This window comes from Aminipila luticellarii, assembly GCF_004103735.1.
GTDB lineage: Bacteria > Bacillota > Clostridia > Peptostreptococcales > Anaerovoracaceae > Aminipila > Aminipila luticellarii.
The window spans coordinates 1,145,193-1,157,571 of sequence record NZ_CP035281.1 but is presented as its reverse complement, the minus strand read 5'-3'; the positions used below and the strand labels follow the sequence as shown (position 1 = coordinate 1,157,571).

The following is a 12,379-nucleotide window of genomic DNA, read 5'->3' as shown; positions in this document are numbered from 1 at the left end:
TTTCTATACAAATTTGCCATTATCTCTCTGTACAACTGATGCAAGGATCGATTGTAAGAATTAAAATCGGTACATCTGCAAGATCGCAATTCTTTAGCGTTTCAAGAAGTGCAGGAAGGTTCGCAAAGGTCGGTGTGCGGACTCTGACACGGTCTAAGAAGCTGGTTCCGTTTCCCTTAACATAGTAAATAACCTCTCCACGGGGCTGCTCCAGACGAGTAAAGTATTCTCCATCCGGATTTCCTTTGAATTTAGTTATTACGTCTCCCTCAGGAATCAATTCCACGCACTGTTTGATTAAGTCGATTGCCTGGAAAATTTCTTCGATTCTTACCACCATTCTGCCATAGCTATCACCTTCTGTTGTAACGATTGGTTCAAACTTCAGATGCTTGTAAGCAGCATATCCCTGCGTTCGCATATCCATTTTAATTCCACTGGCTCTTGCCATTGGTCCTACGGCGCCCAATTCCTGTGCCTTTTCCTTAGAAAGGACACCAACACCTACCGTACGACTTTTTACTGTTGAATCGTTTAAAAATACCTGTGTAAGCTCACGGATCTCTTTATCCATTCCGGTCAGTATATCCACGATTTTTTTCAGTGTTTCAGCATCAATATCTTTTCGGACACCGCCCACATCACATACAGAAAAAATAACCCGGCCGCCGGTTGTTTCTTCAAAAATATCCAATACCTTTTCTCTCAGTCTCCAGCAATGCATAAATAAGCTTTCAAAACCAAAGGCATCCGCAGTCAGTCCAAGCCAGAGCAAATGGCTGTGAATACGGGATAGTTCTGCCCAAATCGTTCTTAAGAACTTCCCTCTCTCCGGCACTTCGATGCCCATGATGCTTTCTACGGACATACAGTACCCCATGCCGTGCATAAAGGAACAGATTCCGCAAATTCTTTCTGCAATATAAGTGTATTGTTTAAAATCTCTTTTTTCTACTAATTTTTCAAGTCCTCTGTGAACATAACCGATTTGAGGAATTGCTTCTACAACTTTTTCATCCTCAAGTACCAAGTCTAAGTGAATTGGCTCCGGAAGCACTGGATGGTGGGGTCCAAAAGGAATTACTGTTCTCTCTCCCATTACTCCTCCTCCTTCTTCATATTAAATGGAGTCTCTACCGATAACCTGTACAGTTTATCCTTGAAATCCACTGCAATATTCTTTATTTTTGCTCCAAAGAGCTCTGCGATTTCATTTTCATATAAAAAAGCATAATGATAAATACAGCTTATACTTTCAATTTCAGTATCATAGTCCATATTTATTCTCAGATTAATAAAATCATAGTCCTTATCAAATGAATAACTTAATTCTAAACCATCTTTATTGGTGCACGAAATCGCTACCAGACGATACCCTGCACTTTTAAGATTTATAGTCTCAGCTAAAATTTCATCTGAAGAAATTTTTCTAATGTTTTGTTCTCCCATATATAAATCTCCATTCCGTCAAATCGCTGTTTCCGATCAGACATTACTTCTTCATTGCATTCTGTTTTTCGTCTAATACGGCAATCGCTTTTACCACACCGTCTATAATAGCCTGCGGTCTTGCTGCGCACCCCGGCACATAAACATCTACCGGTATGACCTTATCTACGCCGCCCACTACGTTATAGCAGTCTGCGAATACGCCTCCAGAAGTTGCACAAATTCCTACGGCCACAACTACTTTCGGATCGGCCATCTGCTCATAAAGCTGTTTAACAACTGGAATATTTTGATCGTTCACACTGCCTGTAATCAGTAAAATATCCGCATGTCTTGGGTTTCCCGTATTAATTACGCCAAAACGCTCTACATCGTACAGCGGTGTAAGACATGCCAAAACTTCTATATCACATCCATTGCAGCTTGTGCCATCATAATGTAATATCCATGGTGATTTTGTATTAAAATTCATATTTCCTACTTTCCGAATAAACATATATTCCGCTTATTTTAAAAATATAAAAAGTTTTATTCTTTCTCTTAAATCCCATTAAAATTTAAGAAATGATAAGATCATAAGGTTTATTATGCTCACAACTCCGGTAACAATCCAAGCGGATTTAAAGGCCAGCTGCCATTTTACACGCACGGTCGAGTTATCCAGTATGATTTCAAACAGATATACGACCAGACAGGCAATAACAGCCCATACGTGACTTACCGGATTGCTTGTAGCAAAGAATACGTAAACGAAAGCCAGTGAAATAATGGATTCATACCAATGGGTCACTTCAATAACGGCTAATTCTTTTCCCGAATATTCGGTAGATATTCCCTGAACAAGCTCCTGATGAGCATGATGTCCTAAGCTTAAATCAAACGGTGATTTTCTTAACTTAAACGTTAATATATATACAAATCCGACAAATACTGCAGGTAAGTAAACGATTGCCGGAACATCCTGTGAGATAATTCCTGAAATGAAAAATGTTTTGCTTACCATATACAAACCTGCCGCAGTAATCAATACCATAGGTTCATATGCCATCATCTGCAGCAGCTCTCTCTCAGCCCCGATGATACTGTACGGAGACTGGGAGGCATACCCGCCGAATGCAAAGAAAATAGCACCCAGAGTCAATACAAATATGGCTAATAAAATATCTCCGCCCATCAGCATGATTACAGCAGTTAAAATGATAAAAATCAACGAAACATATACGTAAAATTTATAGGTCTTATTGACCTGTATGTTTTCCTTTTTTATCAGCTTCAATACATCATAAAAAGGCTGTAATAAAGGTGGTCCCTTTCTTCCCTGCACTCTTGCTGAGATAATTCGGTCGAATCCTGCAAGCAGTCCGCCAACCAACGGGGTCAGAACAATGATTAAAATAATACGAATTGCTAACAACATTATAAAGCCCACCTCCAAATAAGTAGTAACACGCCTATGCATAAGATTGCAATAGATGTCATATTACTCCAGAATGTAAAATTTTTACCGCCAAAGTATCCTTCCAGATACCAGTTGCTCAAATCACTCTTACGCTTTACGCCAGTTGCAGCAATGAAGTTTTCATTGTCTCCAGCATTTTCACCGGCCATATAAATCGGTGTAATTCTGGCTTTTTCCTTTTTGCTTATTGGAATATAGCCTAAAGGTAATAAAATAAGTATGCTCATCATGATGACCATGATAATTTGATTGCCTGTTCCGATCGGAGCCATAGCTGCTCCCCCAAATGTTTCAGATAAATATGGAACAATCGCGAACTTCGATATAATCGGAAATGCAAGACATGATACGACAACAATGGCTGCCTGAAGGAAGATTGGAATTTCTTCATCCAGAGAGAACTTGCTGTGATGTTCATGATCCTTTGCGCTGCCGTTAGAAACAAGTGTTCCAATCCATTTACCCCAATAGAATAAGGTTGCGGCACTGCCGTAAGCAAGCATGATTACTATAATGATATTGTTTGAATCAATAAAGGATTTCATGGCAACCCACTTTGAAATCAGCATTCCGAATGGTGCCAAGAACATACCGGCTATACCGATCATCAGATAAACTCCAAGCTTTCTGGATACGTTCATTAAAATGTTCATGTTTTCGATATTTCTGTTTCCCAGCTGATTCTCTATAGCACCAACGGATAGGAACAGAAGGGATTTGGAAACGGCATGGAATATTACCAGCAGCATAGCTGCCCAAATGGCTTCCTGCGTACCGATACTTCCGCACATAACAATCAAGCCTAAATTCGCAATGGTCGAATAAGCCAGAACCTTCTTTGCATCTCTCTGGGAAATGGCCATCAGAGAACATGCCAGGAATGTAACGGCACCGACCAAAGTAATGATACGGCCTACGGATGTGGTTCCCAGTAACGGTGCCAATCGAATAATCAGATATACACCTGCTTTTACCATTGTGGCGGAATGCAGCAATGCAGAAGACGGTGTAGGTGCTACCATTGCACCCAACAGCCATGCTGAAAACGGAAGCTGCGCAGACTTTGTAAGAGCAGCAACACAAAGCAGAAATACCGGAATCAGTACCAAAGCTTCAGGTTTCATGGAAATCAATGTTGAAAGCTCCAGCGTATCGAAGTTCATACCGATCATTACGATCGCACATGCAAAGGCCACGCCGCCGCCCACATTGATCGTCAAAGCAAGTAAGGAATTGTTCCTTGCTTCCGGGGTTTTGGTATAACCAATCAGTAAGTAAGAGCAGAATGTTGTAATCTCCCAACAGAAATAAATCCACATCAGGTTGTTGCACAAAACCAATCCGAACATAGCGGACAGGAAAAGGAACAATACTGACAAAAAGAAGGATTTTCTTTCCGGCACGTCCGTATGGTGATTATGATAGGCTTTCATATAACCAACCGCATACAGACAAATCAAGCTTCCGATGATTCCTACTACCAGAATCATAATGCCGGACAGCTTGTCAAATACGATGCCTGTTTCCACTTCAATTCCTTCTTTTTGGGTCAATTCGAACCAAAGAATTAAACCGGTCTGGAAGAGTGAGAACAAAGAAAGCAAATACTTCTTTGTTTTTATACCAGTGGAAATAATATACACAGCCAAACCGATTTCAACAACCATCATCCCCAAATCAATCGGTTCTGTATCCCCGAATGACAGGAGCAGTCCGTCGTTGAAATACTGCAGAGCCGTGTAGATGGTCAGTACTGCTGTACCGACTGCACCAACTCTTAAAATCGCACTCCTGATGCTCTCCTTTCTGACCAAGAATGTCACAATAGACACTACTAATGGAAATAGTATTAATACCGTAATTAAACTCATAAGCCACCTCTTGTCCTATTATATAAGTAATTATTATTGCGGGTCGCAAATAAATGCTCCCAAATATTCAGTTCATTTTGCACCGTTATTTTTTTTAAAGATAACAATCGCATATTACTGAATATCCATTAGCGATTATATCACTTTGGTAAATTATTATCAATATCCTTTGTGATAAATTTGGATAATATTTTTTATATTAGCAAGTGGTTTCCGGATGAGGTTTAATTATTTTTTAAGAGTTCTGCAAATGGGTAAGGGATACTTTCCTGCTGCAGATTTTATCCATCAGAAAGGAGTCGTGGCTGATCACAAGAATACCTATGTGGCGGAGCTTTGCATATTCAAGCACTGCTTGCCAGATTTGTGCCTGCGTAATGGCATCCAGCATGGCGGTCATTTCATCCGCAATAATGAACTGTGTCCTTTCGGACAATGCTCTTATCACGCAGAATCTTTGCAGTTCCCCGCCAGACAGTTCGCCGGGCCATCGGTTCAGCCATTCCTTCTGAATTCCCAGGGCGACCATCAACTGCTCAGAGGGCATTCCTGCTTCCTCAAGGATCTTCCGCATTTTCCATTTTGGATTTACCGCTTTTTCCGGATGCTGAAAAATGAGTTGTACGGGGCAAAAGCCTCCCTGATCGATTGCCTTTCCATCGATCAGCACTGTACCCCTTTCCGGCTTCTGATATCCGGCAAGAATTTTTCCCAGTGTCGTTTTTCCGGCTCCGCTGGAACCGGTCAGTCCCACTACTTCACCGCTGTCCATATGGAAATGGATATTCTTTAAAATGGTTCGTTCCTTTGTATATCTAAAACGGATATTTTCCGCACTAAGTCGCATGAATACATCTCACCTTTCCGCCTCGGACTTCTCTGAGCTCCGGCATCTGTTTCCGGCATTCCCCGGTTTTGATTTCACATCTATCCGAAAAAGGACAACCTTCGGGAAGCTGGTTCGGATAGAGCTGACTTCCTTCAATGGGGGCAAACCGGACAGTAGGCCTGGCTCGATTCAGCGCTCTGGTATACGGATGCCGTAACAAATCTCCGCTGTCGTTAAAATCTTCGGTATTGGCCACCTCAAGTGTTGTACCGGCATAAAAAACAGCAATTTTATCCGCTATTTTAAGAGCGGCCTCCATATCATGAGTAATCATCAGAACAGCACGTCCTTCGTCTGCCAATCCTCTGAAATCTTTTAATACTTCCTTTAAAGAAGCCTCATCCAGTCCCGGTGTCGGTTCATCTGCAATCAGAACCTTTGAATCAGACACCAAGGCTGTAGCCAGCAGCACCTTTCTGGCCATTCCCCCGGAGAGTTGAAAGGGATAATAATTCACCACATCCTCCTGAAGCCCATATCTTTGAACCAGTTCCTTTATGGTTTCATGTCTTCCGTTTTTATTTTTTATGGATATGGCGATCTGCTTCCCTACTTTTTGAAGGGGATCTAAGTAATTAACAGACTGGGGAATCAAAACAATCTCACGGCCTCTGATCCGCTCCTTTTCCTTTTGATCCAGGCGCTGACCTCTATAGTACATATCTCCTGTCAGCTTTGCATTGCCCGGAAGGATGCCCAGTATTGCACTGGCCAGCAGGCTCTTCCCCGAGCCGCTGGAACCCACCACAGCCAGTATTTCCCCCTCAACCAATTCAATATCCAGTTGGTTGATTACATTTAAAGGCGTTCTGCGCAGACCCTTCGTATACTGTGAAAAAGTAATTCCCAGATGATGTATCCTTAAAATTGGTTCTTTCATTCTATTGCACCCCTCCTTATTCATTTGCAGACTTGGGATTTATCAATTTTTCAATATTCCTTCCGATGGAATTGACCATCATGGAAACCATCACCAGACTTATCCCCGGAAAAAATGCCAGCCACCATTTTCCACTTGTCAAATATTTCATGGACTCTGAAAGAATGACTCCGATAGCCGGTTCGTGAGCGGGCAGTCCAAATCCCAAAAATGTAACGGAAGCTTCGTGCAGAATGGCATGAGGAAAAATTAAAACCGTTCCCACCACCAGCTGCGGAATAATATGCGGCAGCACATGTTCTTTTGCAATGAACCAGTTTCCCTTGCCGAATCTCCTGGAAATCTTGGTGTATTCCGCTTCCTTAATCTGCAGCACCTCTGCCCGGATTATTCGGGTCAAGGACGTCCAATGAGTTGCGGTAACTCCGATAACAATTCCCTTCAACCCGCCTCCGCAGGCGACAGAAATCAGGATAATAACAAGAGTATGAGGAACGGATAAAAGCAAATCCACCAGCCACGAAACAAAAGCATCCGCCTTTCCTCCGAGAAGCGGAGCCACAATTCCCAAAAGCATAGCAATCAAACTGCTGGTGGCAGAGCACAGCAATCCGATCTTCATACTTAAACTAAGCCCCTTCACGGTTCGGAGCAGCATATCACGTCCCACCCAATCCGTTCCGAAAGGGTGATTTCCGTCAGGCGGAATAAAGATATTCGTAAGATCCACATACAAAGAATTCGTATGAATCAGGCTGCCTGCAACCAATATGGCAATAAAAAAAACGGAAAGAATCACAATGGATGTAATTGTTTTTTCTCGGATTCCAAAGCGTTCTTTTACCGGTTCGGCCTTTTCTGTTTTTTTGATGACTGCATGATTTTCCATTATATATTCCAATCCTCCCCGATCCTCGGATCAATCACCCGGTACAGCACATCCGCTATCAGATTCCCCGCATAAACAAAAATAAGACTGATAATGACGATTCCCATCAGCAGAGGGAGATCTCCCCGTAAGCCGGATTCTACGACCGCACGTCCCAAGCCGGGATAGGAAAATACCTGTTCCACAAAGACGGTTCCTCCGAACAACTCGCTGAAGGAAAGGAACTGAAGCGTAATGGCCGGTAAAGAAACATTTTTTATCACATGATTCCGTACAATACGCCCGGAGCTTTCACCGCGAGCCTTAGCAAAAAGGATAAAATCTGTTTTCATAATATCGGATACTTTTTCTCTGGTGTGCAGGCAGATATTCGCAGTTCCCAGCACGCTCAAAGTTAGAGCAGGCAAAATAATGTGGGAGATCTTATCCAACAGGCTGACATCCTCCGCCAGCACCCCGATGGGAACACTCATAGCCACCGGAAACCAGCCGAGCGTATCTGCAAAAATCAGAATAAACAGCATACCGATCCAAAAAGTCGGTGTAGAGATCAGAATATGGCAATAAGCACAAATGAGCCTGTCCGCCAATTTTCCTTCCTTTATTCCCGCAAGGATTCCTAAAATAAATCCAATGAGTCCCGACAAAATCCAGGCAATGCTCATAAGTGCCAGAGAAGAAAGAAATTTCTGTCCGATTACTTCTAAAACTGGCCGCCTGTAAATCATGGACATTCCCCAATCTCCCCGGATAATAGAGGTAAACCAACGCACGAACCGTTCCATCGGCGGCTGATTCAATCCCCAATGCTCCGCAATCAAGGCTCTCTGCTCTGCTCCAACCTTAGTACTTGCACCCACATAGGCCGTGACCGGATCAATGGGAGATAATTCCATCAAAACAAATGTAATGACGCATACGGCTATCAGCAGTGTAACTAATTTTATAAACTTTTTGGCAAGGAAGGTTCCCGTAATCCTTTTCATTTCCGCTCCATTTTCTACTCTATTATCCTATCCCTATATCCTGCTAATTTCCCCAGGACCATTCTGTAACATTATCAAAGATTCTTCCTCCATGAGGCTGAACCACCGGTTCTCCGAAGCTGAATCCGTCTGCAATTAAATATACGTGATTTGCATTGGCAAGCCAGCAATAAGGGGCGTCCCCTTTTGCCGAGGTGTATTTCTGCAATTCCTTCCAATACGGGATGGCTTCTGCTTCATCCGTTGCGTTTAAGGCTTTGTCGATGCATGCATTGACAGCCGGATTATTGTAAACGCCTGAATTATCCCATGCAACCGGTCCTCCCGCACAACCGCCGTAATACAGGTTGAACAGCTCCGATGGATCTCCGGAACCAAAACCATAAAATACAGCTTCTTTATGAATATCCGGTAAAATGGTATCCCACGTTCTCTTTTCCAGCTGGACTTTAATGCCGATCTCACTGGCTACCTTTATAAATTCCAGAGCCATTTCCTGGCGATAGACGCCTTCTGTATATAGCAGCTTAAATTCAGCCTTCTGTCCATTTTTCTCTACAATGCCATCCTTGTCCGTATCCGACCATCCGCCCTCTGCTAGTATCTGTTTGGCAGCTTCCACGTTCCCGTACTCCGCCGGATCAAGCACTGCGTCCGGATTTAACCAAGGCATTTTTTCAAGGCCTGTAGTCGATACACTTCCATAACCATTCAGTACGCCGGATACGATTTTTTCTCGATCTACGGCTGTATTCAAAGCCTTTCTGATGGATAGATCGCTGGTTACGTTATTGCCCATCACCGTTCCATCCTGTGCCAGTTTTCCCTCATTAGCAATCATCGGAAAACACACACCGTAGCATTCGATGCTTGGAATATCTGCAACTTTCGCCCCTTTGACTGCCTGTCCGGCTAGGCTTCCGTTGATCTGAGCCACGTCAATCGTGCCGTCTTTAACAGCTTCAAAAGCCGTATCCGTATCTAAAAATACCATAGTCAGCTTTTTAATGTTGGGCTTCGTTCCATAATAGTCATCGTTTGCGACCGCAATGACCTGCTGTCCCTTATCCCATTGAACAAACTTATACGGACCTGAGCCGATGGGGTGATCCTTAAAGGTATCGTCGTGAGCATGCTTGGGAACAATTCCCAAATAGGCCAGCCGCTCAATAAACGGAGAATACGGTCTTGTCAGTTTAAATTCCACGGTCGTATCATTGACCGCCTTTATGCTGTCTATCATTGTTAAATCGATATCTGAGCCGGAATCCTTTGCCGTCTGATAGGTGTACGCCACATCCTCCGCTTTTACGGGTGTACCATCCGTGAAAAGTGCGTCGCCGCGAATCGTGACCGTCCATGTCAATTTATCTGGGGACACCTGATAGCCCTCTGCCAGATCATTGATCCAACCAAGCTCCTTATCGCGCTGAAAGAGGGTTGAAAAAAATACTTTTGTAATAGAACCGTGGCTTCCTGTAGTGGAATCAAAACCCGTCTCCGGTTCCTCACCTATGGCAACAATCAATTCGTCCTTGGCTTTTCGTTCTTCTCTGGCTGTTTCTCCCGAGGCTTTTCCGCAGCCTGCAAAGCAGGAGACTGCCAACGCAAAAATCAGCAGAAATGCTGTTATTTTTCTTTTCTTCATTCCATTTCTCTCTTTCTTTCACTTGATTCCTTCACTTTGTCTGATACAGCTTTTACGCTGTCTTGTTTTTACTTGGACTATTATAATGCAAGTGAAATATTGTACAAGCCGCTATGGGGGATATAATCTGATTATTTTTTAACAGGACGGAAACATGTATTTTATGCGGTTTTAGTCCCATGAAACACTCGATTATTTTTTTCTTCTTTTCTCATTCTATGCCCTGGATAGGGATATCCAACCTGTGAATAAAAAAAGAGCCTGCTGATTTTTCCATCAGTAAGCTCTCCGTTCCAGCTCATTTGAATTATTTAATAAAGCGGTCAATAGCCTTGTTCAGATTGTCGATTGCCGCCTTATCGCCCGATTCGACAGCATCTACAATACAATTTGTAATGTGATCTGATAAAATGACTTTCCCCGTATTATTCAGGGCTGCAATAACAGCCGATAATTGAATCAGAACCTCACTGCAGTCCTTTCCGTCTTCCACCATGCGCTTCACTGCCTCCAGATGACCGCTTGCCCGGGACAGACGGTTCAATACCGCCTTCGTATTCTGGTGGCTGTGCTTGTGTTGGCACTCTTCCGGATGACTATGAGCTTCCGGTTTCCCTTCGGAATTTATATGTGTATGTATCTGGGTTTTCATCTTTTCCTTCATAACCAATACTTTCTCTCTCAAATTTACGACGATTATTCGACAATTATTTATTATATAGGATGCCTCACGCCTTGTCAATGCGCTGTCCTGCGGGATAGCCAGAATCCTGCGGCAAGTACGCTTTAAGCTCCGTACGCTTTAATTTTTCGATAACCGGCCAATTTGCTTCCATCCAATCCAGCTTATCCAGTTCCTGTTTTTCAACCCACCTTATGGCAGTATGCTCTTTGGAATGAAGCTGTTTACTTTCTACAGGACAAATAAAAAAACGGATCCGTACTTTAAAATCAGGATATTCGTGCTTCGCATCATAAAAAAGCTTCATATGACCGATATCCACAGCAAGCTCCATTTCTTCCATCAATTCCCTCTGCAAGGCTTTCTCCCACGTTTCTCCTGTTTCTGCCTTTCCGCCCGGAAATTCGTATTTATAAGAGATGTATTCCTGTTTTCCTCCTGCCCTCTGAGCGCACAGAATTTTATTTTCATAAATCAATATAGCCGCTGCTACGTTTAACGTTTCCATTATCAATATCCTTCCTGTTCTTCTCTCCACTTTTATTATTATTTTATCAGATATGGAACACAAGTGCCATGTTATCTTACAGTTTTCGATAATTATGTATTTTTACAATAAAATGTGTTTTGATATAAATACAATATACTTTTATATATGGATATGATATAATCAAATGGACTGGGATTTGCAAAATTTATTATTGAAAAGTAGTGACTATTTTGAAAGAGAGGTTATTATGAGTGTTAAAAATTTATTTATTATAGGTGCGGGTTTTATGGGCATGGGTATTGCCCAGACTGCCATCACCAGAGGTGTTAGAGTTACTGTCAATGATATTTCTGATGCAAGCCTGGCTAAAGGACGTCAAACCGTAGAAACTATGCTTCAAAAAAACGTCAAAAAAGGCAAGATGACGGAAGAGGCTATGAAGGAAGCATTATCCCTTCTATCCTTTACCACTTCTATTTCTGATTGCAGCAATGCTGATTTTATTATTGAGGCTGCTCCGGAAAATGAAGGCCTTAAAGTTTCTATCATGGAAGAAGTGGATAAACATGCAAAAGCTGATGCTGTTATAGCAAGTAACACATCCTCTATTTCTATTACAACATTAGCAAGCCATTTAAAGAACCCTTCACGGTTCGTTGGCATGCACTTTTTCAGTCCCGTTCCTTTGATCAATCTGCTGGAAGTAGTAAAAGGCCTGCAGACGGGTCAGCAGACAATGGATCTGACTACTGCCCTCGGTGAACAGCTTGGAAAGGTTTGTATCGTTTCCAAGGACGAGCCGGGCTTTATCGTAAACCGTATGCTGATTCCAATGCTGAATGAAGCCTTTATCCTGATTGAACGCGGAATCGGAACAATTGAAGAAATTGATCTGGGTATGCGTCTGGGATTAAATCATCCGATGGGACCACTGGAACTGGTTGACATGATTGGTATTGACGTTGAGCTTGCTGTTATGGAAGTTCTTTACAGTGAAATCGGAGATCCTAAATATCGTCCGGCTGTTCTTCTTCGAAGAATGGTAGCCGCAGGTAATTTAGGCCGTAAAACAGGCAAAGGCTTCTACGTATATCACGAAGACGGTACTCGTACACCAAACACGGATTTAATATAAA

General features: G+C 42.6%; 13 protein-coding genes. 1 reads left to right on the top strand and 12 read right to left on the bottom strand.

The window, feature by feature from the left end; translation table 11 throughout:
• Window positions 1-19: 19 nt before the first annotated feature.
• From EQM06_RS05245 to EQM06_RS05190, 12 genes are all read right to left on the bottom strand, one after another.
• Entirely contained in the window at window positions 20-1,099 is a 1,080-nt protein-coding gene (locus EQM06_RS05245; RefSeq protein ID WP_128745330.1) for a hydrogenase large subunit, read from the bottom strand.
• Window positions 1,099-1,449 (bottom strand): NADH-quinone oxidoreductase subunit C, encoded by a 351-nt coding sequence (locus EQM06_RS05240; protein WP_128745329.1) that lies wholly within the window; start codon window positions 1,447-1,449, stop codon window positions 1,099-1,101. Before EQM06_RS05240 ends, EQM06_RS05245 begins: the two co-directional genes overlap by 1 nt.
• Before the next feature lie 43 nt (window positions 1,450-1,492).
• The gene (locus EQM06_RS05235) at window positions 1,493-1,921 is read right to left on the bottom strand and encodes an NADH-quinone oxidoreductase subunit B family protein (RefSeq protein WP_128745328.1); all 429 of its coding nucleotides are present in this window, start codon (window positions 1,919-1,921) and stop codon (window positions 1,493-1,495) included.
• 78 nt (window positions 1,922-1,999) lie between these two features.
• Window positions 2,000-2,866: a respiratory chain complex I subunit 1 family protein gene (locus EQM06_RS05230; protein WP_205666596.1), complete on the bottom strand. Its 867-nt coding sequence runs from the start codon at window positions 2,864-2,866 to the stop codon at window positions 2,000-2,002.
• Window positions 2,866-4,779, bottom strand: coding sequence for an NADH-quinone oxidoreductase subunit 5 family protein (locus EQM06_RS05225; RefSeq protein ID WP_128745326.1), 1,914 nt, complete (start codon window positions 4,777-4,779; stop codon window positions 2,866-2,868). The genes EQM06_RS05230 and EQM06_RS05225 overlap by 1 nt, the downstream gene beginning before the upstream one ends.
• 235 nt (window positions 4,780-5,014) lie before the next feature.
• Window positions 5,015-5,626: an ABC transporter ATP-binding protein gene (locus tag EQM06_RS05220; RefSeq protein ID WP_128745325.1), complete on the bottom strand. Its 612-nt coding sequence runs from the start codon at window positions 5,624-5,626 to the stop codon at window positions 5,015-5,017.
• The gene (locus EQM06_RS05215) at window positions 5,616-6,548 is read right to left on the bottom strand and encodes an ABC transporter ATP-binding protein (protein WP_128745324.1); all 933 of its coding nucleotides are present in this window, start codon (window positions 6,546-6,548) and stop codon (window positions 5,616-5,618) included. Before EQM06_RS05215 ends, EQM06_RS05220 begins: the two co-directional genes overlap by 11 nt.
• A 16-nt stretch (window positions 6,549-6,564) precedes the next feature.
• Entirely contained in the window at window positions 6,565-7,437 is an 873-nt protein-coding gene (locus EQM06_RS05210; protein ID WP_128745323.1) for an ABC transporter permease, read from the bottom strand.
• Window positions 7,437-8,423 (bottom strand): ABC transporter permease, encoded by a 987-nt coding sequence (locus tag EQM06_RS05205; protein ID WP_128745322.1) that lies wholly within the window; start codon window positions 8,421-8,423, stop codon window positions 7,437-7,439. The genes EQM06_RS05210 and EQM06_RS05205 overlap by 1 nt, the downstream gene beginning before the upstream one ends.
• Before the next feature lie 43 nt (window positions 8,424-8,466).
• Entirely contained in the window at window positions 8,467-10,071 is a 1,605-nt protein-coding gene (locus tag EQM06_RS05200) for an ABC transporter substrate-binding protein (protein WP_128745321.1), read from the bottom strand.
• A gap of 307 nt (window positions 10,072-10,378) precedes the next feature.
• Window positions 10,379-10,723 (bottom strand): metal-sensing transcriptional repressor, encoded by a 345-nt coding sequence (locus tag EQM06_RS05195; RefSeq protein ID WP_330548369.1) that lies wholly within the window; start codon window positions 10,721-10,723, stop codon window positions 10,379-10,381.
• Between the two features lie 76 nt (window positions 10,724-10,799).
• On the bottom strand, window positions 10,800-11,261 hold the full coding sequence (locus EQM06_RS05190) for a (deoxy)nucleoside triphosphate pyrophosphohydrolase (RefSeq protein WP_128745319.1): 462 nt from the start codon (window positions 11,259-11,261) through the stop codon (window positions 10,800-10,802).
• A gap of 229 nt (window positions 11,262-11,490) precedes the next feature.
• On the opposite strand from EQM06_RS05190, the gene EQM06_RS05185 reads away from it, so the two are divergent.
• Window positions 11,491-12,378, top strand: a complete 888-nt coding sequence (locus EQM06_RS05185; protein WP_128745318.1) for a 3-hydroxyacyl-CoA dehydrogenase family protein — start codon at window positions 11,491-11,493, stop codon at window positions 12,376-12,378.
• Window position 12,379 lies beyond the last annotated feature (1 nt).